The organism is Bacillus songklensis (genome assembly GCF_042649685.1).
In the GTDB taxonomy this organism is placed as follows: domain Bacteria; phylum Bacillota; class Bacilli; order Bacillales; family Bacillaceae_H; genus Bacillus_BA; species Bacillus_BA songklensis.
In genome coordinates, this window is sequence record NZ_JBHRZT010000016.1 from 1 (window position 1) to 21967 (window position 21967).

The 21967-nt window shown below is 36.7% G+C and carries 23 protein-coding genes and 5 pseudogenes; 10 read left to right on the forward strand and 18 right to left on the reverse strand.

The window, feature by feature from the left end; all coding sequences use genetic code 11:
• Positions 1-484 precede the first annotated feature (484 nt).
• The 3 genes from clpP to ACFOU2_RS02505 all read right to left on the reverse strand — a co-directional run bounded on the left by clpP (position 485) and on the right by ACFOU2_RS02505 (position 1989).
• Positions 485-1069, reverse strand: coding sequence for an ATP-dependent Clp endopeptidase proteolytic subunit ClpP (gene clpP, locus ACFOU2_RS02495; protein WP_377911916.1), 585 nt, complete (start codon positions 1067-1069; stop codon positions 485-487).
• 280 nt (positions 1070-1349) lie between these two features.
• Entirely contained in the window at positions 1350-1604 is a 255-nt protein-coding gene (locus ACFOU2_RS02500) for a hypothetical protein (protein WP_377911959.1), read from the reverse strand.
• Positions 1576-1989, reverse strand: a complete 414-nt coding sequence (locus ACFOU2_RS02505) for an SET domain-containing protein (protein ID WP_377911918.1) — start codon at positions 1987-1989, stop codon at positions 1576-1578. Before ACFOU2_RS02505 ends, ACFOU2_RS02500 begins: the two co-directional genes overlap by 29 nt.
• Positions 1990-2433: 444 nt before the next feature.
• Here ACFOU2_RS02505 and ACFOU2_RS02510 point away from each other — a divergent pair, with 444 nt between their 5' ends.
• A complete protein-coding gene (locus tag ACFOU2_RS02510) occupies positions 2434-2706 on the forward strand; it encodes a stage V sporulation protein S (protein ID WP_377911920.1) in 273 nt (90 codons plus the stop codon).
• A gap of 428 nt (positions 2707-3134) precedes the next feature.
• On the opposite strand, the gene ACFOU2_RS02515 is transcribed toward ACFOU2_RS02510, so the two are convergent.
• On the reverse strand, positions 3135-3335 hold the full coding sequence (locus ACFOU2_RS02515) for a cold-shock protein (RefSeq protein ID WP_028397784.1): 201 nt from the start codon (positions 3333-3335) through the stop codon (positions 3135-3137).
• Between the two features lie 238 nt (positions 3336-3573).
• On the opposite strand from ACFOU2_RS02515, the gene ACFOU2_RS02520 reads away from it, so the two are divergent.
• Both ACFOU2_RS02520 and ACFOU2_RS02525 read left to right on the forward strand, forming a co-directional pair.
• Positions 3574-3774, forward strand: coding sequence for a cold-shock protein (locus ACFOU2_RS02520; protein WP_377911923.1), 201 nt, complete (start codon positions 3574-3576; stop codon positions 3772-3774).
• A gap of 316 nt (positions 3775-4090) precedes the next feature.
• Complete coding sequence (locus ACFOU2_RS02525) at positions 4091-4345, forward strand: hypothetical protein (protein WP_377911925.1); 255 nt, start codon at positions 4091-4093, stop codon at positions 4343-4345.
• A gap of 264 nt (positions 4346-4609) precedes the next feature.
• Here ACFOU2_RS02525 and ACFOU2_RS02530 read toward each other — a convergent pair.
• The 4 genes and pseudogenes from ACFOU2_RS02530 to ACFOU2_RS02545 all read right to left on the reverse strand — a co-directional run bounded on the left by ACFOU2_RS02530 (position 4610) and on the right by ACFOU2_RS02545 (position 7996).
• Positions 4610-5064, reverse strand: a pseudogene (locus ACFOU2_RS02530) (PH domain-containing protein).
• Positions 5065-5618: 554 nt separating this feature from the next.
• Positions 5619-6272: a carboxymuconolactone decarboxylase family protein gene (locus tag ACFOU2_RS02535; protein WP_377911927.1), complete on the reverse strand. Its 654-nt coding sequence runs from the start codon at positions 6270-6272 to the stop codon at positions 5619-5621.
• Positions 6273-6645: 373 nt separating this feature from the next.
• A complete protein-coding gene (locus ACFOU2_RS02540; protein WP_377911929.1) occupies positions 6646-7119 on the reverse strand; it encodes a DinB family protein in 474 nt (157 codons plus the stop codon).
• A gap of 526 nt (positions 7120-7645) precedes the next feature.
• Positions 7646-7996 carry a DsrE family protein gene (locus ACFOU2_RS02545; protein WP_377911931.1) on the reverse strand — a complete coding sequence of 117 codons (351 nt, stop codon included), beginning with the start codon at positions 7994-7996 and terminating at the stop codon, positions 7646-7648.
• A 178-nt stretch (positions 7997-8174) separates the two neighbouring features.
• Here ACFOU2_RS02545 and ACFOU2_RS02550 point away from each other — a divergent pair, with 178 nt between their 5' ends.
• From ACFOU2_RS02550 to ACFOU2_RS02565, 4 genes are all read left to right on the forward strand, one after another.
• Entirely contained in the window at positions 8175-8858 is a 684-nt protein-coding gene (locus ACFOU2_RS02550) for a Crp/Fnr family transcriptional regulator (RefSeq protein WP_377911933.1), read from the forward strand.
• Between the two features lie 138 nt (positions 8859-8996).
• Positions 8997-9236, forward strand: coding sequence for a glutaredoxin family protein (locus ACFOU2_RS02555; RefSeq protein ID WP_377911935.1), 240 nt, complete (start codon positions 8997-8999; stop codon positions 9234-9236).
• Positions 9237-9420: 184 nt separating this feature from the next.
• Positions 9421-10068 (forward strand): peroxiredoxin-like family protein, encoded by a 648-nt coding sequence (locus ACFOU2_RS02560; protein WP_377911937.1) that lies wholly within the window; start codon positions 9421-9423, stop codon positions 10066-10068.
• Positions 10069-10869: 801 nt separating this feature from the next.
• Positions 10870-11151, forward strand: coding sequence for an AbrB/MazE/SpoVT family DNA-binding domain-containing protein (locus ACFOU2_RS02565; protein WP_377911939.1), 282 nt, complete (start codon positions 10870-10872; stop codon positions 11149-11151).
• A gap of 270 nt (positions 11152-11421) precedes the next feature.
• On the opposite strand, the gene ACFOU2_RS02570 is transcribed toward ACFOU2_RS02565, so the two are convergent.
• A complete protein-coding gene (locus tag ACFOU2_RS02570) occupies positions 11422-11766 on the reverse strand; it encodes a hypothetical protein (RefSeq protein ID WP_377911941.1) in 345 nt (114 codons plus the stop codon).
• 800 nt (positions 11767-12566) lie between these two features.
• Here ACFOU2_RS02570 and ACFOU2_RS02575 point away from each other — a divergent pair.
• Positions 12567-13274: an IS6 family transposase gene (locus ACFOU2_RS02575; protein ID WP_377911943.1), complete on the forward strand. Its 708-nt coding sequence runs from the start codon at positions 12567-12569 to the stop codon at positions 13272-13274.
• Positions 13275-13337: 63 nt separating this feature from the next.
• On the opposite strand, the pseudogene ACFOU2_RS02580 reads toward ACFOU2_RS02575, so the two are convergent.
• Positions 13338-13472: pseudogene (locus ACFOU2_RS02580) on the reverse strand (recombinase family protein); the annotation flags it as partial.
• 307 nt (positions 13473-13779) lie between these two features.
• Positions 13780-14658 (reverse strand): annotated as a pseudogene (locus ACFOU2_RS02585) (Rpn family recombination-promoting nuclease/putative transposase).
• A gap of 491 nt (positions 14659-15149) precedes the next feature.
• Here ACFOU2_RS02585 and ACFOU2_RS02590 point away from each other — a divergent pair.
• Both ACFOU2_RS02590 and ACFOU2_RS02595 read left to right on the forward strand, forming a co-directional pair.
• Positions 15150-15596 carry a Ger(x)C family spore germination C-terminal domain-containing protein gene (locus ACFOU2_RS02590; protein ID WP_377911957.1) on the forward strand — a complete coding sequence of 149 codons (447 nt, stop codon included), beginning with the start codon at positions 15150-15152 and terminating at the stop codon, positions 15594-15596.
• Positions 15597-15627: 31 nt separating this feature from the next.
• Positions 15628-16716, forward strand: a complete 1089-nt coding sequence (locus ACFOU2_RS02595; RefSeq protein WP_377911945.1) for a GerAB/ArcD/ProY family transporter — start codon at positions 15628-15630, stop codon at positions 16714-16716.
• A gap of 275 nt (positions 16717-16991) precedes the next feature.
• On the opposite strand, the pseudogene ACFOU2_RS02600 reads toward ACFOU2_RS02595, so the two are convergent.
• From ACFOU2_RS02600 to ACFOU2_RS02630, 7 genes and pseudogenes are all read right to left on the reverse strand, one after another.
• Positions 16992-17246: pseudogene (locus ACFOU2_RS02600) on the reverse strand (zinc ribbon domain-containing protein); the annotation flags it as partial.
• A 30-nt stretch (positions 17247-17276) separates the two neighbouring features.
• The gene (locus ACFOU2_RS02605) at positions 17277-18182 is read right to left on the reverse strand and encodes an RNA-guided endonuclease InsQ/TnpB family protein (RefSeq protein ID WP_377911947.1); all 906 of its coding nucleotides are present in this window, start codon (positions 18180-18182) and stop codon (positions 17277-17279) included.
• 320 nt (positions 18183-18502) lie between these two features.
• Positions 18503-19393: an aldo/keto reductase gene (locus ACFOU2_RS02610; RefSeq protein WP_377911949.1), complete on the reverse strand. Its 891-nt coding sequence runs from the start codon at positions 19391-19393 to the stop codon at positions 18503-18505.
• Positions 19394-19648: 255 nt separating this feature from the next.
• Positions 19649-20365 carry an SDR family oxidoreductase gene (locus tag ACFOU2_RS02615; RefSeq protein WP_377911951.1) on the reverse strand — a complete coding sequence of 239 codons (717 nt, stop codon included), beginning with the start codon at positions 20363-20365 and terminating at the stop codon, positions 19649-19651.
• A gap of 99 nt (positions 20366-20464) precedes the next feature.
• Complete coding sequence (locus ACFOU2_RS02620; protein WP_377911953.1) at positions 20465-20977, reverse strand: type 1 glutamine amidotransferase domain-containing protein; 513 nt, start codon at positions 20975-20977, stop codon at positions 20465-20467.
• A gap of 132 nt (positions 20978-21109) precedes the next feature.
• Positions 21110-21613: a hypothetical protein gene (locus ACFOU2_RS02625; RefSeq protein WP_377911955.1), complete on the reverse strand. Its 504-nt coding sequence runs from the start codon at positions 21611-21613 to the stop codon at positions 21110-21112.
• 83 nt (positions 21614-21696) lie between these two features.
• Positions 21697-21967, reverse strand: a pseudogene (locus tag ACFOU2_RS02630) (phosphogluconate dehydrogenase (NAD(+)-dependent, decarboxylating)); the annotation flags it as partial.

The following is a 21967-nucleotide window of genomic DNA, read 5'->3' on the forward strand; positions in this document are numbered from 1 at the left end:
TCTTTCATGATGAATTCAAGCTTTTCTTGAACAAAATCTTTTATCATATTTTCCAGTTGATTTGCGAAGTCTGAGTTGAGTATACTGTTACTCATGAGGTGGGGTATCTCCTTTCAGTTTTGTTTAGGCGCAAATCTGAGAATACCCTGCCTCTTTCTTTTTATCTAGTAGAAAAATTTGCTTACACAAAATAATTTACTTCATCTTTACGAACGTTTTTAACTTCATAATTAAATTAATCTGCTCTGTCATAACTATATTTTTTATCATAAGTTTATCCTTGCAAATCTAAGTTTTCTCCTTTTGTATCAATTAGAGAGACTGCTTGAATAATTTCTTCTAAGAATTCTCCTTTTACCTTTCGTTTTGTCCATCTGCACTGTTAGCATTGAGTTGACGGTAAGTATATCACTCCTGCTAATTTATCTTTAATCTCAACAGAATAATGATTTTCTTGTTTATTCATAATAGTGCCCTCCTTCGCTTAAATCTGCTTTGTTAGAATTCGGTCGATTAAACCATATTCTTTTGCAGAATCGGCATCCAGAAAATAATCACGATCTGTATCCCTTTCAATTTCTTTTACCGTTTTTCCTGTATGGTGGGCCAATAGCTTATTTAGTTGATTTCTCTTTCTTAGTATTCTTTTAGCACTAATATCAATATCAGTTGCTTGCCCCTTAGCCCCACCTAATGGTTGATGAATCATAATTTCACTATTGGGAAGGGAAAACCGTTTTCCTTGTTTACCACCAGCAAGTAAAAAAGCACCCATTGATGCAGCTATCCCAATGCACAATGTACTTACATCAGGACGAACTTGTTGCATGGTATCATAAATTCCCATTCCATCTGTGATCGATCCTCCTGGTGAATTAATGTAAATAATAATATCCTTTTTGTCGTCCTCAGCTTGCAGGAACAATAATTGTGCTATGATACTACATGCAGTTCGGTTATTAATTTCTCCATTTAGCCAGATAATACGATCCTGTAAGAACCGTGAATAGATATCATAAGCTCGCTCCCCTGTTCTTGTTTGTTCAAATACATATGGGACAAAGTCCATTCCATTCCCTCCATTTTCTGAAATCTAATTATTTTTATGTGAAAATTGGTTTACAACGGTAGCCACTTCATGATCAACTATGACTACTAATATATGCTTACCCTTTATTTTTAAGGATTTTTAAAATTGAGGCCTTAATAACAAAATGGTCATTTATGCTTTATATTACATTTTTGCAACTACATAATTAATTCTAAATTAACCACGCCATGTTCGTTGAACAAGTTGGATATCTTCATATTATCTTCATATGTTTCACCCCAATAAAAAAAGCACCCGATTATTCGGATGCATATTTAATGATTCCATGTAAATAAACGGAGTATTCTCGTTGTACACACTCTCTTAATTTGATTTTTCCTTCCCTTTCTAATTCCGTAACCAATTCTTCAATCTTATTTTCGTCTTCTTTAGTAGCCTTAGGAACTTCTATTGAAAAAAAATTACCTCGACTGGCATTCTGAAAATTTTTTAAAAGTTTATCTTTATTCATTGGGTCATCCCCTTTATCTACAATGGGTTTCATCTTTGCCATTATTAATTTCGTCCTTATTAAACCATAATGGATCTTTGTCATCAACATCGCCTTTATAGTTGATTATTATTTCTTCTCCTGCTTTTATATCTGTGTAAGCATAGAAGTCAAACGTGTAGTTCGCAAAGTTAATATCATAAGTGGCATTAGGCTTATACGAATGGTTAAACAGCATACCATATGCTAAAACAATCGCAGTGTGGTTTTTACCATACTCAAACACATAATCAGCAAGTATTGTTTTTTCTATAAAAACATGCTCCTTATTAGGGTAAGGAATGACCGGCGCCTCGTGTATAAGTTCCCCTTTTACTATATCACGTGTCGCGAATACCCCTCTATTGAACTCCCCATTGCTGAGTGTGGAAGTCTTTATTTCAATCATGTCAGTCACCTACGCATTCTTTTCTATGAAGCCCCTTATCTTCCTAAGTTTTCCAGTTGATAAGGATGAAAGCAACTGTTTTAACTCACCAATTCAAGAATCTGTGTTTATTAAGAGCACCTTTGCGCTTGGGAAAGATAAAAGATCATTAATAAAAAGGATCCTAAGACAAGCTTACAGTGGGGAGGAAAAGAAGACACAGTTATTGAATTGAAAGTAAGATAGCAAGGAAAAGAAGAAATAATTAAATTCAGTTACAACAAGTAATTATTTATAAGGGTGCTTGGACTTTATAAAGAAAGTAGTCCGATTATAGAAATAGTATTAACTGAATACCATATAAAGTTCTGTTTGATTTGAATATGAATATTAGTTAAAGATACGTTAGTTATATTCCTTTCAGTGATCAAATAAAGCGATTAAATAACAGGGGGAACAATTTATATGGATAATGTATTAAAAGTATCATCAAAATCAAATCCAAAGTCAGTTGCAGGTGCAATTGCAAGTGTATTCAGAGAAAGAGGTAATATAGAAATTCAAGCGATTGGAGCTGGTGCTTTAAATCAAGCGATTAAAGCCGTTGCGATTGCAAGAGGATTCGTAGCCCCTAGCGGTGTTGATCTCGTTTTTGTTCCTGCATTTGTAGATATTTTAATCAATGATGAAAAAAGAACAGCGATCAAATTAATTTTAGGTCCTAGAAAAAAGAGATAGATTTGCGTTGAAACGACCAATATAAGAATTATTTGAAAAACATTCCCCTATTTGTAAACAATAGGGAATCAATTGTGGAGTGCATGTAATTTGCTCCTCTTCTTGATTTATTAAGCTATAGGAGCAGTAATGTTCAAATAGAATCTGTGTGAATGTCAGAACTCATGGGTTAGTTGTTTATTTCATTTTGCTTATTGGCACTTCGAAGAAGAAATCCTCAAAAAAGAAAGAAGTTGAAGTAAAATGTACAATGAATGATTTAAGATCTTTCTCTTGTTGAACTAAAGATGGTGTTAGTTGAATAAAATCAAACAGAAAGTACCTATCTGAATTTGAATGCAACATACTCACCTTGTATCTCTCATAGAATACAAGGCTTTTTTGATTGCTGTAAGACCAACTATGGTAGCTATAATCATTACTTTGAATTATGCTTTGCGAACGTTAGCAGCTTGTGCTCCACGTTGACCTTGTTCAATATCAAAAGTAACTTTTTGACCTTCGTCTAATGATTTGAAGCCTTCGCCTTGAATAGCACTGAAATGTACGAATACATCTTCTCCGCCTTCGCTTTCGATAAACCCGAAACCTTTGTCTGCATTAAACCATTTTACTGTACCTTGTGCCATAATGTTTCCTCCTGTTGTGGAATATTCCACAATTGTATTACTACCCTTGCCCAAACATAATATTTCAAGACGAAACCTTCTTTTTAAGACAGTTCTACTATCCATCCTATACCGAACAAAAATAATTACCTTCATTATAACAGATTCACAAAGCCAATAGCAATTAACAGAAAAGGTAGATTATTAATGATCTTTTGCTTGTTAAGGTATAATAGATGGAAGGAGTAGTGATGTTGTCATGTTTTATCGTAAAAAAAATGAAGAACTATTACCTAAAGAACAAACAGAGGTTTGGGAATGTGAATCAGAAGATTGTATTGGTTGGATGAGAAAAGATTTCTCTTATGAGAATCATCAAAATTGCCCTTTATGCGGTCATAAAATGAGTGATGGAGAACGTCTTTTAGAAAAGTTACCGCCTAACTCCCATCGAAACTGATTTATATCCAAGGCTTAGCTTATATAACGATCTAATCTTTAATTGTAGGTATGTCTATAAAGTGATCATGAAACTTTCAATTTAGATTTTAAAAAGTCCTATCTGTTTCTTTAACTAAAAACAAGATCATTACAAATTAATGTTTATTTATCTTTGCTATCTGCTTCAGCCATACCTTATAAATATTCTAATCAAACGCAACCATGTTATAGAACAAAAGCTCGGACTATTTTAGCTTCCTGTAAGGTTCATTATAATATGAACTAAAAAATTGAATGAAGTATATAATTAAACTGAAGAAGAGGTAAAAACAGAAATGAACCCAAAAGGACCAGTAGGAACTGAAGATTTTATTTCACTTGAACAGATTATTGTAACGGAAAATTTTTTAAATTCAAGACCTAATCCTGAAAAAATACAGAAAGTTGTAAACTATTTAAAACGAACAGGCAATTTAGATGAGCCCATTACAGTTAATCGAGATACAAAGATTCTCACAGATGGTTACACACGCTATATTGTGGCTGAAAGGGTAAAAATGAATCTAATCCCTGTTGCGTACGAAAAATGATCAGGGAAAGCCTATATAGGCTTATAGAGGAATGGCTATTTTTCATCTAGGCGTTTACCTTTTTCAGAAAACGGACAAATTAATTAACCGATCCTGTATATCTAATAAAATAAAAAAATAATTTTCTCATTAAAAAAGGCTGCTGCTCAGTGGAAGTGATGGCCTTTTGCATTTAGGGATACGTCCATTTTTATAGGAAAAAATCCCCTTATAGAAGAGGATTGATTTTCGTTATGCTTTCACGGTATGTTCACTAATTCTGTCTCAAACTGCTCTAAAGACAGAATGTATATTGTACTCTGGAATGTTACGGATTTTTCGTTTTTTGCCTCCAAGCATTCCTTTCATTTGTAGATACAAGATGCCGTTATTCATTACGGATGGACCCGTAAAGACATCAAAGTCTACATCTTTAATGTCTTTATACCCCACAATTTCTGTGTCTGCTCCACCGAACAATCCGCCTTTCATAGTAATACAAATGAGATTATGTTCAGCCACAACAATAAAACCTGTTTTCGTTAGCTTAGGATCTGCTATATTAAACGAATAAATCTTTTCATCTTTTTTTATCACTTTCTTTAGAGCTTTAAATGCAACCTCATAGTATGTACGCTCGGTTTTCGGAAACTCTTGCAAAATTTTTCCATTTCCTCTACTCTTACAGGGAACTCTAATACTCCAAACTGTTCATTTAACTTCGTAAACCTAGTATTCATCCGTCCCACCCCTTTTCATTTATGAAAAAAGTTCCATATATGAAAAATATATCAGACTCAAATGGAAATTTTTAAAAAATTAAAATAATTTATATTTTTGTTAGCTGCTTCAAGTAAAACAGAAAAAAGAGCAGTTGGCTAAACTAACTACTCTTTAATCAAGGTCCCTATTCTGTTGTGATGACGCTTTATGGTTAGACGCAGGTCCTTTTCCAAGTTTTGGTTTCCAATTTCCCAACTTGTTTTTCAAGTAATCCTTTAAAAAGTCACGTTTCTTTTTTCGCCTTTTATCACGGTTTTTCACGAAAAAGTCACCACCCTTACGTTACCGAATAGAGCCGGTTTACCTTTATTATAACTTTGTCAGCAGTTTTAACTATCCTTCTCCATTCCCATAATAGTTTCTCATAGATACATTTATTTAAAACTAAAGTATGAGTGGATTTTGGATATGTAACAGCCATTGAATTCTACGAAATGTAACGCTGTTTGATTGCCACTAATTAGTGTTATGTTAACTAATTTTGTATAGAGTATACATTCAAAAGGGGGACTTATTCTCCATAGCTTTGAATCATATTCGCGATATGAGTATAAGCACCACCTGCTCGTAGAGCAGCTGCTACTAGAATAGCCTCCGAAATCTCTTCTTTTGTTGTTCCTGCTCTTTGAGCAGATTTTGTATGAACGTCAATGCAGTATGGACATTCCGTAGTATGGGCTACAGCAACAGCTATTAACTCTTTTAGCTTTGCACTCAATTTTCCTTCTTTGGTCGCTGCTGTGCTAAAATTGTTAAATGCGCTAAAACCATCAGGGGCCCATTGTTTCAAATTGGCTAATTTTTTAAGGTTGGAACGGCGATAAAGGGTGTCATCTGCTTCTTGATCCAAAGCATTTTGCATATGAGTACTATGAGTAATTGCCCCTCCAGCCTCAAGAGCAGCTGTTACAAAAGCTGCTTCTACCAACTCTTCAAGGGAAGCACCTGCTGCTTTTGCATTACAGGTATGCACATCAATACAATAAGGACATTCAGTAGCGTGTGCCACAGCGACCGCAATGATTTCTTTCTCTTTCTTTGTAAGCACACCTTCTTCCATCACGGTACTGCTAAATTTTTGAAAAGCTTGTTGTTGTTCAGGAGCTAATTCTCCCAGCTTAGCAAGATGACGTAAGTTTTCCTTTTGATATAAGTTGTTTGCCATAATTCTTCTTCCTTTCTTTAATAAGCTTAGAGTTAGTTTCCCCGATTCTCTTCCATTACAGCGTAATAATTTGATAATCTTCTGCGATTAGATTTGCTATACTTGCATGACCTTCGTAGTCATTCGCTGAGTCAATACTTGCATTTTGAATGTCTTCTTTTACTCCGAAAGCCTCAGTGCAATATTCACAAGCCTCGATCACATCTAAAGCCTTGGCTTTTTGTATAACAGGTTCATTGGATAGCTTGTGTCTTCAAAATGACAACACTGAATGTTATTGTTGTATGGAGTGAAACAGAGTGAACGATTTACTCTGTTTCACTTTTTTCGTTTATTTCTTGATATTTCTGCTGTAAATATGTAGATTGTCGGGTTATTTAGAAGAAATAGATCGATACAATCGCTTAATCGTTTCAATATGTAATGCTTCATGGTAAAAGCTAAATAAAAATGTTTCACCAACTGTGTAAAACGTAATGCCTCCTCGGTTTGTAAATGGAGTTGGCAGTTTTTCATTCAAACGTCCTTGAAGAAAGTTTTTTATTCTCGTTTTTTGTTCCGTCAAGATCACGGCAATCTCTGTAAATGATGGCGGCGTTCCTTCCCATTCTGCCGGTTTCGTTCCGGCGGCGAAAAACTGCTCGTAATCTTTCGGAATGCCCATCTCTTCACCTAAAAGTCCAAAGACGAGCTTTTCCTGTACGAATGCAATGTGACCGAAGTTCCAGCGAATATTGTTGTTAAAACCTTTTGGAATGATATCCGAAATCTCTTCTGGAATTTTTTTTATCGTTTGCTCAGTTATTCCGCGCACTGTCTCCATATGTTGAATAATGGTTTGTTCCAAGAAAAAACCCTCCCCCTTTTTAAATAATCCCCCTATAACCATTTCTTGGTCTTCACGTTCTTTTCCTTTCAATCGGCATATTTTTATTTATATCCCATTTCTGGTTTCGGTGCGAAAATAAAAGCAGAGACTAAAAAACATAAATCCCTTGGTTCTAGTGCAAAAACTACTCACTAGAAACATAGATTCCCTGTTTCCTCTAAATGGATTCTTTATGAAGCTAGTCTAAACAAGCGATATATAATTTGTTTTTGATTTTGAGCAGACTTCACCTTGATGGGCCTGTCCTTTTTTATGCAACTGTCAGGCTTCTTTAGATAATGAAAACGGATTTATCAACGATGTTGTATAAAAACGGACAAGTTAAACCCCCTTGGCCAACGCCAAGGGGGCTTATTTATACTCATCTTCTCAAACAATCATTATACCGACTGACATTCGTTTATATATAGGAAACCATTCTTGTACTCTGTTTTTTTAATTGGTTCCGTTCACGTGATGCGTGCTTTATACGAATTCTCTTACATTACAACGTAATAATTTCATAATCTTCGGAGATTAGTTTTGCTATACTTGGGTGACCTTCGTAGTCATTTGCTGTAGAAATGCTGGCTTTTTGAACATCTTCCGTTGCCCCAAAAGCTCCAGCACAATATTCACAGGCCTCAATGATACCAAAAGCCTTCACTTTTTTGTATAACGGGTTCATTGGATGGTTTGTGTCTTCAAAACGACCAATCCATTGCGTCCCTTCACCATCGAATATTAATCTCACTTTTCCGCCGGTAGCGTGGATTTCTTCTGAATACAACAATCCATGGACGGCTCTTCCTAGTTCCTTTTCACTTGCGTGTACAAATATAGCTACTTTTTTCATCTTCATCTCTCCTTTGTGTTGATGGCTTCATTATAGTCTGGTTTAAATAGCAATTCTGTAATCCAGTTCCTTTAATAAATGTGAACTAGCATACATTATGATGACCAATCATTAAGTTAGTCATGCATATCCTCTCCATGATAAAGTAAGAATAAACATATCATCCGGAGGTTGGCTCATGATTAATAAACTGTGGTATTTGTCTCAAATTAAATTGTTTGACAAGGTCTCTCCAGAAGATATGGAAGAGATTAATAAAGGGACGCACCATGCCAAAATACGAAGAAATACGATTATCCAATCGCCTGAAATGGTTCGGGATGGACTTTATTTTGTGAAGGAAGGAGCTTTGCGTCTGTATATTGTCAATTCGGAGGGGAAACAGTTTACGGTCGGTATTTTAGGAAAAGGGAGTACGTTTGGTGAGATCGATTCTTTCTCTTTAGGTACCCATGGCGTTTATATTGAAACGATGGAAGATACACTGCTCTGCTCCATTGGTCGTGAACAGTTTGAGAAATTCATATCGACCCGCCCACATATCATGAAACGGGTGATGAGGATCTTGAGCGATCAATTGCAAGAAAAGAACAGCATGCTGGAGAAGATGGCTTTAGGTACCGTCAAAGAAAAACTTCTCTTTCTATTACTGAATCTTTCCGAAGAATTTGGCGTGCTGAAGGATAACTTTCATCGAATAGATCTTCCTCTGACTCATCAAGAAATCGGTAACATGATAGGTGCTACTCGTGAATCGGTAACCTCAACTATCAATGAACTAGTAAAGGAAGGATTGATTCGAACGGGGCGCAAAAGCATTTCTATTCATCGTGAGTTGGCAAAAGAACAACTTTTTGACTAAGGAAAGGCAACCCTGAGCACTTCTTCAGGGTTTTTTTATTCGCTGTGAATGTGAACTATATTACAGTCATGGTTGCTTTGATCCTGTAAACTGAAAGTGTTCAGTAGAGAACAAAACAATAGACAGGTGGTTTTTCTCATGAAAATAACCCTGTATGTCAGTGACCATTGCGAGTCATGTGAACAGGTATTGCACTATTTCAAAGAAAAAGATTTTCCATATGAAGTCATCAATGTTACTTACGATCAACTGATGTTTGACCGAATGCTAAGCGAGGGGGGCATTGCAACGCCTTTTATCGTGTTGGATGGACAAGTTTTTCATGTGTTTGACCGGGATAAAATTGAGGCTTTTCTAAACACGTCAAAAGATGTGTAAATAATGAAGGCGGCTGAAAATCGTGTCCATCAGACAACTCCATACTATGGGAGACTTGCATCATTTCATCGACCAGGAAAAACTCTGCTTTTTTAGCAGATGTTTTTTTATATGAGAAGATGATTAGCTCTATATTATTAATCCAAATATATTTGAATCATAATTTTTTAAGGGAGGATTATTGATGAATCAATTAATGGAAGAGTTGAAACAGCAAAAAGAAGGATTTTTGCAAAAAGCTCCGCAAGAAGTGATCGATAAAATGAATCAAGCAACTGCTGAGCTGTTGGAATCAGGAGTTGCAACAGGGTTAAAAGAAGGAGAGAAAGCCCCTGATTTTGTTTTGCAAGATGCACTAGGTAATGACGTCCAACTTTATGAAGAGTTAAAAAAGGGACCAGTTGTCTTAACATTTTATCGCGGTGAATGGTGCCCTTATTGCAATCTTGAATTAAGAGCTTACCAACGAGTGCTTGATCAAATCCAGGAGGCTGGAGCTCAATTGATTGCCATTAGTCCTCAGACTCCAGATCATTCATTATCTGTGCAAGAGAAAAATGAGTTAACTTATCACGTATTAAGTGATCCCGATAAGAAGGTCATTAAAGACTATAATTTGTTATTTAAGATGCCTGATTATTTAATTGAATTAAATAAAAATCTTGGTCTTGATCTAGCGAAATTTAATGATAAAGAGGATCCATGGAGCTTACCTGTTCCGGCAACATTGATTATTAATCAAGATGGCACAATTCGAAAAGTTTCCGCGAACGTAGACTATACGAAGCGAATGGATCCCCAGGAAGTATTAGATATCTTAAAAGAGCAATAAAAAGGAAGACCAGGTATATCCAATGACATGTTTTTTCTTGTATTGTTGGTGGGGTCCCTACAAAACACGCTAGACTCTTATCTACTTTTATCACGTGACATACGACATGTAGACTGGGATTTTTAACAAAACGAATCGTTCGTAAAAATACACTTTTACGAGTGGATCTGTTCTTATAACAGGGCTTATAGCAATAATAAGCGATCTTGTTCATTCTAATCAGAATAACAAGATCGCTTACACTTTTTCCTTATTCATTATTTTTAACCCTTTCCGTTTCCTTTATCGGTTAATCTATTGTTTTATCATTTTATCTTCCGACTGATATGGAATACCGTCATAAAATTGATGAAACAAGTAAGGTAGGAATTTCGTTCAAATCGATTTTCATAAACAAAATCAGACAATCTTGGTTTATTTTCTCTTAACATGTTTTACCCCCTTTTGTTTAGTCTTCTTATTCTTATGATTCCCAAGTTATGAATCTCTTATACATACAAATTAATAAAATATTTATTTGTGAATATGAGTTTCCCCATGTAACATAAGTGGCTAGCTGTATGGAAAGACCCTCGAATTCTATGAAATTCAAGGGCTTTTTGATTGCCTCTAATCAGTATTATGTAAACTGGATTTATAAGTAATATTTATAGTTGGAGATTTCATGTTTGCTAGATTTTTTGCACCAGAACCATGACAAACATGTAACAATTTTTTTACCGATAGATGACTTTAGTTTCAGAAAAGATTTTTTCAGTATAATGTAAAGAAACATCTTTTATATGATTGAAGGGGAGAGTTATGAAAACCACCGGAATTGTAAGGAAAGTAGATGAACTAGGACGAATCGTAGTACCTATTGAACTTAGAAGAATATTAGACCTTAACATTAAAGATCCTGTAGAGATTTTTGTCGAACGCGATAAGATTATTTTACAGAAATATAAACCATACGGTGCTTGTGCTGTAACGGGAGAAATAGCAGTGGATAATGTCACTCTTGCGGGTGGGAAACTAACACTGAGTCAGAAAGGCATGCACATATTGTTAAAAGAATTAGAAGAGCATGTTAAATCATTATAAGAAATAGGAATCATATCAACCATTTAACAAAAAGAAAGATGGACATGTTGTGTATGTCCACCTTTCTTTTTTCTGTTATGCCTAAGTTTTATAGTTGGATGTAGGTGCTTTACCAGGTTTAGGCTTTCAATTTTTCAACTTGTTTTTCATGTAATCCTTTAAAAAGTCACTTTTCTTTTTTTGCCTTTTATGACGATTTTTCATGGAAAGTCACATCCTTAAATCACCGAACAGATCTGGTTTACCTTGCTTTTGAAGGAAAAATCTGTTTTAGCCTTCTTGTCTTATTTGAGTATGATATGAATAATACTGTTTAAAAAATGTAATAGCTGCCTGAGCATTCTTTATGTTGAATTTTCTGCATAAACCAGCTAACGTCAATAGTTTATAAGTCACGGGTTGTTCGTTATTCGTGGCAAGAACATAATAAATGAGAGTGTTTATGACGGATTGTGGTAGTTTCTTTTCGCTCAACTTACGGAGAATATCTGAATGAGAACGAAGGGATGGAATGTATTCCTGGGCTTCTTTCAACACTTCCTCTGTTGTATACTCTTCTAAATATCGAGCTAATTTTCTCTCCTTTTCATCCAGAAGATTCGTATCATCATACATTTGCTTTTCTCCTTCCTATCAACCGCTTCTAATCTATCTAGTCGGTCCTGAACATATTCTAAAAAAACGTTTGATTCCCTTGCTCCTGGTACTTTATTTAGATAATAGGTCAAAAGCAATGGTAATTAGCCATGCAACAGCAAGAGCACCCGAGAGATACGTACCTAAATAGAAGAAATTTTCCATCATGCTCCCTCCTCATCTTATTTTGTTCCACTTTTCCTTTTCTAGCAGTGATAAATATCACTGCTAGAAAAGGAGTTTTTGTGAACAAGGATTGATACCATCATAAATAAGCTATTCTTGAAAATCTGTCGATTTACCGATTTTTAAATAAATTGTCACCTTCCCTTAATATAAGAAAAAAACTTTTATAATTTAAATATAGATAATTTATTAATAGGTTAAAGAAAAGCCAATTGTAAAAAAGAGAGCAAACCGTTCAAGGTTTGCTCTCTTTTGGCTAAAGCCGTTGTTATGTAGAAGGGGGAAATGAAAAAAGGTTAGTATTAGTATTTTTCTTACATTTATTATTATTCGTAAAAGAACATTTTTACGAATAGTTATAGATTTAGATAACTTATAACCAAAATGCAACATCAAGGGTATTATATTGCATTGGAAAAGCCTTAGATTCTATTAAATCTAAGGCTTTTTTGATTGCCGAGAATCAGTGTTATGTAAACTGAAAATGAATAGAGTATTTATGGTTCTGGTGCAAAAAACTTAAACTGATTGTAAGTGATCTATTAAACTTGGACATACTGATACTACTATTCTACAAAAGGTGTGTGATCGGTATGGAAAAGGAAAATATATTTAAATGGAAGCATTATCAGCCTGACATTATTTTATTAACGATAAGATGGTACCTACGGTACAACTTAAGTTTTCGTGACTTGGTGGAAATGATGGAGGAACGGGGTTTATCTATTGCTCATACGACTGTCATGCGTTGGGTACATCAATATAGCCCAGAATTAGATGAACGAGTAAGACGTCACCTTAAGCCGACAAATGATTCTTGGCGAGTAGATGAGACGTATATCAAAGTCAAAGGACAGTGGATGTATCTGTATCGCGCAGTTGATTCTAAAGGGAATACCATTGATTTTTATTTAAGTAAATCAAGAGATCACAAGGCTGCAAAGCGTTTCTTCAAGAGAGCTTTGCGGTCTTTTCATATTTCAATCCCTCGCGTGATAACTGTCGATAAGAATCCGGCTTACCCTTTAGCAATGGAAGAGTTGAAGAAAGAAAAGAAGATGCCAGTAGGCATCCAAATAAGACAAGTGAAATATCTCAATAACATCGTCGAACAAGATCATCGGTTTATCAAGAAGCGTGTTCGTACGATGTTAGGATTCAAATCCTTTCGAACAGCAAAGGCCATGATTTCTGGAATAGAAGCGATGCATATGGTTAAAAAAGGGCAACTTGTTTTACAGGACAAGTCTGCCCAAAATCAAGTGAAAATCATCCATAAACTATTTGGAATCGCTGCTTAAAAAGAAATTCAGTTAGGAATCTATATGCCTTTTTTAAACAAATCCAATCTTTGCACCAGAACCCAATTCTGGCCGTTCCCGTTTTGTCCCTGTCACCTTTTCAAAAAAGATACGTTCACATCCAAATTCTTCTAATTGTTTCCTTTGTCGGTCCAGATTCTGGTCGATTGTAGAAACACGCATGTAACCAAATTTCATATGTATCCTCTCCTCTGTACATTATTGTATCAAAAACAGTTTGAATTTAATATTGTTACAAATAATATTGTTACATATTTTTGTTACGTAAATTATGCGAGATTGATAGTCTAACATAATTAACGAAACTAACGTAACTTAAACGTTCGTTTTTGTTATAAGCATACTTGAACGAAAAACAATTGATAAGGGATTATAAGCCTTTGCTAAATACAAAATATATTCAACCCTTTCAGGGAAAAAGAATGAGGATTCAATAATAAAAAGCTTTGCAGGATTTTTCGCAAAGCTTTTGTAATTACATGTATTATGATAATAATTTTCGTATTTCTTCTGTACTTAGACCTGTAAATTTTACAATGTCTTCTAACGGCATACCATTCTTATGCATGCCACGAATTAATTGAATTTTTCCTTGTTCAACGCCTTCTTCTAAGCCTTCTTCACGAGCATGAGCCAACTTAGCTTGTTCATCGAGTAAAAGTTTTTCACGTGCTTCATATGCAAGGCGGAAAGAAGAGTCATGACTCATATGTTCCCATTTATTTATTGCTTTTTGCAAAATTGGATCTTGATTCATCGCAATCTCCTCCAATATTTGAGTTAAATGTTCGTCTTCATGTGCCGGTAATAATAACATCCAACGAACAAATGCATTTTCCCACGGATTCACTTTTTCTTCACGCCACTGTTTCACAAGCTTTGGAATCTCTACAAAATGAATTTCAATGTCGTCACTTAATACTTGCTGCGTTTTCGTATTCCATAATTGCCCAATCGTATGAAATGATTCTTCATTAGAAAATAACATGAAATCCAATAAGTTAATCGTGATTGTTTTTCGAAGTGAACGATATGGCATCCCTTCTTGCATTTGGGACGTATAGAGTTTGCTCCAATAGTATAAAGATCGCTTCACCATATCATGCGTATTACGAAGTTGAATCTCTATATTCACTTGCGTTCCGTTATCTAGTGTTGCTAATAAATCTAGAATAGATAATTTGTCATCTTCTTAAGCTTTATGAAGATGCGGATCTTCCAATTGTAAAGATGTAATGGGTGCATCTAAAGATTCTTCTAAAATGGCATTTAGAAAGCCAGTTAAAATCTCTTCATTCCCTTTCGTTCCAAATAACTGCTTAAAAGCAAAATCAATTCGTAAATTTACTAATTTAGTGGACATGGATTTCCTCTCCCTGTCTTTCTTTTCCTTACTATTATTTTACAAGATAAGCTGATTTGGATGCAAATCGCCCTTTTTCGCATAAACGGAGAAATAGGGCTCTGGTGCCAAAATACCGAACGAATTATTCCCCTTTAGATTAATGTAACAAACATTTTAGTTATTGATCTTTGCTGCTAACTCGTATGTACCCAAACTTCCGAACGTCCATTTTTTTTACTCCCTTTCCTGCTCATTCTATCTCTTATTCTATCAAAAGCGTTCGTAAAAGTGGTTAGAAAACCACGGACGTTCGCAAATGATTTTTAGACTTAAACGAACGCAAAAAATAGTCGTTTTTGGGCAAAAAAGAACCGTTCGTAAAAGTGTACTTTTGCGAACGGATATAATTTTTAATTTTATCTTAGGCTTCTTTTAATAGATCATATCGATGATTAATCATTTCATCTAAAATTAAAGAATCCCTTTTTCAATACCCTCTATAATAATAAATTTTCTATACAAAAAAGCATAATGACGGAGCCCAAAATGGACGTTACCAAATCAAAATCACTCAAAATAAAAAGGATGGTTTTATTTCATTAAAAAATCTGAATGCAAAAGCTCATTATACAATTAGTCAAACCGATCAAGTTCCGAACATATCCATCGATTTAACCATGAATACTCAGATAAAAGATGTCCCACCTTGGCTTAATGTAACCGTCAATAAAAACATCCTAAAAATGGAAAATATCATGAATGAACACTTTAATGAAGGAGTCCAGCAATTAATCTCGTTGTTTCAAGAATACCAAGTAGATCCAATCGGGTTTGGAGACATGGTTAGAGCAAAATCAAGAAATTGGGATTATGGCCGGTTTCAGGATATGTATCCCCATCTCAAAACTACAATAAATACAAAGGTGAATATTATACAAATGGGTGTGGGAGAGTAAGGGTTTCATTTTTGAAGAGGAGAGGAAGAAGGTGCACACTTTAACCGATGAACGATTTTTAGTATCTCCTTTTTTCGTTTTTTTCCTGATTTACTCTAATATTATTGGTGTGGGGGTCATGAGTTTTCAAAGAGATATTATAGAGGGTGCCGGTTACGATGCATGGATTTCCGTCCTATTATCCGGTATAAGTATTCATGTTTTAGTTTGGATGATATATCGCATTCTTACAATTGCTAATAATGATATCATTTATATCCATCAATTTTGCTTTGGTAAATGGATAGGCGGATTATTAAATGTTTTTATCATCATCTACTTTCTTGTGGTGGCATTGATTGTTTTCCGTGTTTATATTGAAGCTGTTCAAGTTGGGATGTTTCCTTTAATGAAGACATGGCAAATAAGCTTGATTTTTCTATTCCTTCTTTATTACATTGTTTCAAGTGGATTTCGTGTGATTACCGGGGTGTGTTTCTGGGGAACGGTTATACCTTTCGTTTTTCTGTTTCCCCTTTTATTCTTTTCCTTAGAGTTTGCCCATTTCAATCATTTATTGCCTCTTTTTAATCACTCGGTTAAGGAAATATTAGGATCATCTAAAACGATGGTGTTTCAGTTTCTTGGCTTTGAGACTCTACTCATGTTCTACCCATTTATCAAGAATCCTGAAAAGTCAAAAAAATGGGCCCACTTTGGGGTTTTGTTTACGATCTTTCTATACCTTTTCATAACGATCATTACTTTTGTTTTCTTTAATGAAGAGCATCTCAAACATACGATTTGGCCGACCTTAACTTTACTTAAAATTGCGGAAATGCCTTTCATAGAAAGAGTTGAATATATTGTCGTTTCCTTATGGTTCTTTGTCGTATTGCCTCATATTAGCCAGCATCTATGGGCAGTCTGCCGCGGACTCAAAAAGTTAGTAAATATCAAACAACGTATCAGCTTATTCATTTGCCTCTTTTTATTCTTTTTGTTCTCTAATGTATTAGAGAGCCATAAACAGATAGAACGATTAGCTGATTTATACTCATCTGTCGGCTTCTATTTTATATATGTGTATGTCCCTTTTCTCTTTTTAACGATTAACATTAAACAAAAACTAACTAAATAGGGTTTTGATGCGAGAATAATTCGATAAGGATAATGAACCTCCCCCACCTATCGCTTCGCGCTTGAGGTGGGGGTTTCTTGTCGATCCCCTCGAAATCAGAAACTGGACGATGTCCATAGGTGTACACGACACCCTCGTCTTTCTCGGGGCCTGGCGCTCCATTTAGAAGCAGTGGTCTTGACGCAAGGGGTCTCCCGACTGCTTGCTGCCACCGTAAGCAACAGAGAGAGAATCGAATTCACAGCCATCTCCCCCGGGGCGGTTCTACCCATCTACTACACCTGTACAGGACGTAGATACGTGATGCTGGTCACCATCACTTCTAGAAACTTCCCGTGCAAATACCGGGATAAGATGTTCCCTGCACCGTGGATATCCCGATGCCGTTCATATCCGCAAGAACATCGGTAGTTTCGTGAACGGACTTTGTTCCGTTTCCCGCAAGCAGGGCATGCTTGCGTCATGTAGACTTCGTTTTCTTTGGATAACGAGATACCGGCCGCTTCCAGTTTATACGTTAACTGAGCGGTGACCTTCCCAAAGCTCCAATTGCTGAGTTTCTAATTCAACCGTTTGGAACGGATTTGCTTCCTCTGTTTATTTCGTTTGCTTGTGTGTCGCTGCACGCCTTCCACATCTCCAAGCGCGACATGGCCGATTCTTTGTTCCACGCACCAAGCCACAAAGGCACGTGTCGTCTTGTGCAAGATATCCCCGAGCTGTCGTTCGCTTCTCCCAAGAATGTACTTCTTGGCCCGATTGTATTGACGCCATTTCCTTGAACCTTTTTGACACCGGCTCATGAGGATTTGCAGTTCCCTCACTTTTTTGTTTCGCAATCGGTGAATGCTGCGCATCTTTCGGCCGGAAATCACGAGAGCTTGTCCGTTTGTGCAGATTGCGGCAATCGTATGAATCTCACCGGGATCAATCGCCGCCGTACGACCGTCCTGCACCGGTACGGGCTGGACCCCGTCTTCATACGACAAACAGGCATGCCACCGGCCGTCATAGACGAGTTCTACTTCTTTGACCACGCCGTTTGGGACGGAGGCCAGCGTCAACACAAGTGGTGTCTGCTGTTTCCCCTTCCATCTGCCCAGGCTGAGGGTCAGCTTGCGTCCTTCCAGTACGAAGGATTTGTCTACCCATTTTGGATGAAAAACGAACTTCTCTTTGTATGGATACCGGATGGACGGATTCGTTTTCTTCGCTTTACGAACCCCGTCTCGGGCACGCAGAAACTTGTGGCACACGGCTTGGATCGTCTGACTGTGAAGAGGATACAAGCCTTTTAGTTCAGATTGAAGATCGCTTTGGTTGATCCACCCACCGTGAATCCGGTAGTAATACCGGGCCAGCTGCACGCAGTCATTCCAAATCGTTCCGCACATCCGACGTATGCGAAATAACTGTTGAAGCGTTGGCTGAGGAGCTGTAAGGCCCGTTTTCAACGTTCGATACATGAGGTCACCTCCCTTGTCACCATCATATAACGAACATACATTCGATTCAAGATGCTAATAGAAGTATTTTCCTTTTTTCTTTCGACAAAGATCGAGAAGTTCTGCCAACCAAAAGCTTTTCGGCTGCCCCGAACCGGCATTCATCCCCTCCCTACTCACTGGGCTGTGCCCTTCACGCTCCTTGAGGAAGGGGAATTCTCCCGGACTATGTTAAATTTCCCCGATAAAAAAACTGTATGGAATAAATTCTACACAGTTTTTTTGAAATTCCTATTAGATTGTCAGCAACTCCAACAAGAGTCCTTTTTTAAAGTAAATTTTCAAATAATATCCAATGGCATTTTTCTAGTAGGTTTAGGAAATACTTGATCAATTCTACTGAGATCTTCTTCAGTAAACTCAATTGTTGCTGCTTCAGCATTTGCTAAAACATGTTCATCTTGAACCGCTTTTGGAATAGCAATGACGTTATTCGAACGGATGGTCCAAGCAAGAGCGATTTGTAATGGTTGGACATTGTATTTGTCAGCAATATCATGAATAGCTGGATCGTTTAAAAGCTGTCTTCTTAAAGAGCCTCCTTGAGCAAGGGGACTGTAGGCCATGATTGGCATGTTATGTTCACGCTGCCATGGTAAGAGATCGAAGTCGATTCCTCTTGAACCTAAATGGTATAGCACTTGGTTCGTCACACAATTTTTTCCATTCGTAGTGTTCCATAGCTCTTCCATATCAACCGTGTCAAAATTAGAGACGCCCCATCTTAAAATTTTCCCTTCTTCACGTAGTTTTTCCATTCCTTCAATTGTTTCCTCTAAAGGAACACGTCCTCTCCAGTGGAGAAGATATAAGTCCAAGTGGTCTGTTCCGAGTCGTTTTAAGCTGTTTTCACATGCTTTTGAAATCATATCTAAACCTGCATGATGGGGATACACTTTTGAGACTAAAAAGACTTCATTTCTGCGTCCTTTAATGGCTTCGCCAACTAAGCGTTCAGAATCGCCATTTCCGTACATTTCAGCAGTGTCAATAAGTGTCATGCCCAATTCTACGCCGAGCTGCAAGGCTTTTATTTCTTTGTCTCTCACTTGGGGATTTTCCCCCATGTACCATGTTCCTTGTCCTAAACTAGGTAAAGAAGTGCCGTCAGGTAGGGTTACCACGTGTTTGGCTAATGCATTTTTAATTTCCGCTCTTTTCTTTTCATCCATTAGGCTCGACCCTTTCTTTTATGTATTTGGGTATCATAGAAGTAGAATGTTAATGTCTCTTCGTATAAAGTACGCATATATTTAGAATTTCCGTAACCAACAAAGCCATTCTTTATTGCATGATATGGCCATTTCTGCTTCCGTCTGTGCAAAAAAACAAAGAAAGTGAGGATGCCTATAAGTGTCTGACACTTTGAGTCATCCTCACCACTTCTATTCTAAATCAATTTATCAATCGACTTTGATATCAATGGATTAGATCAGATGAGCTCCTCCATCGATAAGAACCGATGTGCCAGTTGTAAACCCATTTTTCGCTAGGTAAACATAGGTTTCAGCTATATCTTTAGGTTGAGCAACACGTCCGACAGGTAATTGCTTAGCAATCCCATGGTACATATCTTGTCTTTGATTTTCTGGCATTCCGCCGTAAAGAGGAGTGTCAACGATACCAGGTGATACCACGTTTACTCTGATAGGTGCCAGGTCTACTGAAAGTCCTCGTACTAATCCATCGATTGCTGAATTAATGGAAGCTAGAGTCGTTGCACCTTGAGGAGGACGCACACCATATACACCAGAAGTTAATGTAATAGAACTTTCATTATTCAAGTATGGAAGAGCAGCACGAACCGAAATATACTGCCCCCAGAACTTACTATCAAAAGCCTCTCTTACGGTTGCAACAGGCAGTTCGCTAAAGTGACCCATTGCGCCTTCACCTGCAGTAACCACTAGGTGATCAAATTTTCCAACCTTCTTGAAAAAGTCAGCAACCTTTTCCTCGCTACGAAAGTCGATTTCATAGCCCTCTACGTTACCACCAAGCTTCACTTTTGCGTCAGATAATTTTGAAGCAGAACGGCTAGCAATAATGACTTGAGCGGATTCATCGAGAAACGCCTTAGCAGCGGCTAAACCAATACCAGATGTACCGCCTAAAACAACCACTCTTTTTCCTTTTAATGACAACGCAATACCTCCTTTATTCATACGTTTGTTTAACCAACTTGCGGATTCTGATTAAAGAATCCGCAAGTTAGAAATATTTAAGTTTTTACATCACCATTGTTATTTAGCTAAAAGTTTTAGTGATTCACGATTGAATGCTGGAATATCTTTTGGTTCTCGACTTGTTACAATATTTTTGCTGATGACAACTTCTTCGTCTTTATAATTTGCACCAGCATTTTTCAAATCGTTGCGAATGGATTTATAGCCAGTGATGTCGACACCTTTTAAAAGGTCTGTATCGATTAACACTTGTGGTCCATGACAAATGGCAAAAACGGGTTTTTCGTCTTGGATAAATGCTTTTGCAAATTCACCAAAACGATCGTCTTCACGCAATAAATCAGGAGAGAATCCACCAGGGATAAACAACGCATCAAAGTCTGCAGGATGAACTTCATCAATGGATTTATCAATTTTTACGGTTGTGCCTTTTTTACCAGTTACTTCGTTACCTGATTGTTTGTCAATCGTGATAACTTCATGACCAGCTTCTTTAAAGGCTTGTGCTGGTTCAGTGTACTCCACATCTTCAAATAGGTTTGTTATAAGTGTAGCGATTTTTTTACTCATGCTCATTCACCTCCTTGAAATGACAAAACAGAAGTAAAAATATTCATTTCCATGCCATAATTTTTAAGGTTCCCTTATTCATCTTTCTAAAATAGAATACGTCATAAGTGTTTCCCATCATCTTAAAAGTTACTAATGAACATACTCAAGGTCTCTCTCAACATTGGCACTTAAAATGTCTTCTGTTTTGATTTCGAGTAATTTCTCCAAGAACCTTATGGTTCCTAATACTGCTTGAATATCCTCCTCTGTTTGAACGTCTTCCATTTTCTTTTGAAGAATCAGTTCATTTATAACTTGTTTGAAAGCCTGGGTCTTTATAAGCCATTCTCCAACTAGTTCCTTTGTTGTGTCTCTCTCGCCTTCATTTTTGACAGCAAATAAGCTTTCCGTTTTTGTTTCTACGAGTGTTACGGAACCAAAATCGGAATCCATACGGATGCGAAAATAATTCTTTCTACTGTCATAATATCTTTCTTCCTTTAATAGAAAATACTCTATCCCTACTGTGATTTCATAAAAGGGTTCTGTCTCTGTAGGATAATGAAGATCTCTTACATCCACACTTTTTACAACGTCTAAATAGGTCTCCAAACCATATTGAGTACTAATGATTTTTGCATCCATTACATTCATGATTTCACTCCCTTTTTTACCTTGCGGATTGTTTTAATATTTAATCAGCTTGTCTGTCAAAATCCATACCTACCACTATTAGTCTAGTTGCTTTTTTCAACTGCATGTCCACCAAACTCGTTTCGAAGGGCAGCGACCACTTTCCCTGTAAAGGTGTCATGATCTAAAGAACGGTAGCGCATCAAAAGAGACATGGCGATCACGGGAGTGGCTGCCTGCAGATCCAAGGCCGTTTCCACTGTCCACTTTCCTTCTCCTGAAGAATGCATGGTTCCTTTGATTTGTTCTAAGTTTGCATCTTTAGAAAATGCACGTTCTGTTAAGTCCATGAGCCATGAACGAATGACTGAACCG

Bases quoted from the DNA above. Each gene is read 5' to 3' on its own strand.
- clpP (WP_377911916.1), bottom strand. From the start codon at position 1,069: ATGGACTTTGTCCCATATGTATTTGAACAAACAAGAACAGGGGAGCGA.
- ACFOU2_RS02500 (WP_377911959.1), bottom strand. From the start codon at position 1,604: ATGGCAAAGATGAAACCCATTGTAGATAAAGGGGATGACCCAATGAAT.
- ACFOU2_RS02505 (WP_377911918.1), bottom strand. From the start codon at position 1,989: ATGATTGAAATAAAGACTTCCACACTCAGCAATGGGGAGTTCAATAGA.
- ACFOU2_RS02510 (WP_377911920.1), top strand. From the start codon at position 2,434: ATGGATAATGTATTAAAAGTATCATCAAAATCAAATCCAAAGTCAGTT.
- ACFOU2_RS02515 (WP_028397784.1), bottom strand. From the start codon at position 3,335: ATGGCACAAGGTACAGTAAAATGGTTTAATGCAGACAAAGGTTTCGGG.
- ACFOU2_RS02520 (WP_377911923.1), top strand. From the start codon at position 3,574: ATGTTTTATCGTAAAAAAAATGAAGAACTATTACCTAAAGAACAAACA.
- ACFOU2_RS02525 (WP_377911925.1), top strand. From the start codon at position 4,091: ATGAACCCAAAAGGACCAGTAGGAACTGAAGATTTTATTTCACTTGAA.
- ACFOU2_RS02535 (WP_377911927.1), bottom strand. From the start codon at position 6,272: ATGGCAAACAACTTATATCAAAAGGAAAACTTACGTCATCTTGCTAAG.
- ACFOU2_RS02545 (WP_377911931.1), bottom strand. From the start codon at position 7,996: ATGAAAAAAGTAGCTATATTTGTACACGCAAGTGAAAAGGAACTAGGA.
- ACFOU2_RS02550 (WP_377911933.1), top strand. From the start codon at position 8,175: ATGATTAATAAACTGTGGTATTTGTCTCAAATTAAATTGTTTGACAAG.
- ACFOU2_RS02555 (WP_377911935.1), top strand. From the start codon at position 8,997: ATGAAAATAACCCTGTATGTCAGTGACCATTGCGAGTCATGTGAACAG.
- ACFOU2_RS02560 (WP_377911937.1), top strand. From the start codon at position 9,421: ATGAATCAATTAATGGAAGAGTTGAAACAGCAAAAAGAAGGATTTTTG.
- ACFOU2_RS02565 (WP_377911939.1), top strand. From the start codon at position 10,870: ATGAAAACCACCGGAATTGTAAGGAAAGTAGATGAACTAGGACGAATC.
- ACFOU2_RS02570 (WP_377911941.1), bottom strand. From the start codon at position 11,766: ATGTATGATGATACGAATCTTCTGGATGAAAAGGAGAGAAAATTAGCT.
- ACFOU2_RS02575 (WP_377911943.1), top strand. From the start codon at position 12,567: ATGGAAAAGGAAAATATATTTAAATGGAAGCATTATCAGCCTGACATT.
- ACFOU2_RS02605 (WP_377911947.1), bottom strand. From the start codon at position 18,182: ATGTATCGAACGTTGAAAACGGGCCTTACAGCTCCTCAGCCAACGCTT.
- ACFOU2_RS02610 (WP_377911949.1), bottom strand. From the start codon at position 19,393: ATGGATGAAAAGAAAAGAGCGGAAATTAAAAATGCATTAGCCAAACAC.
- ACFOU2_RS02620 (WP_377911953.1), bottom strand. From the start codon at position 20,977: ATGAGTAAAAAAATCGCTACACTTATAACAAACCTATTTGAAGATGTG.
- ACFOU2_RS02625 (WP_377911955.1), bottom strand. From the start codon at position 21,613: ATGAATGTAATGGATGCAAAAATCATTAGTACTCAATATGGTTTGGAG.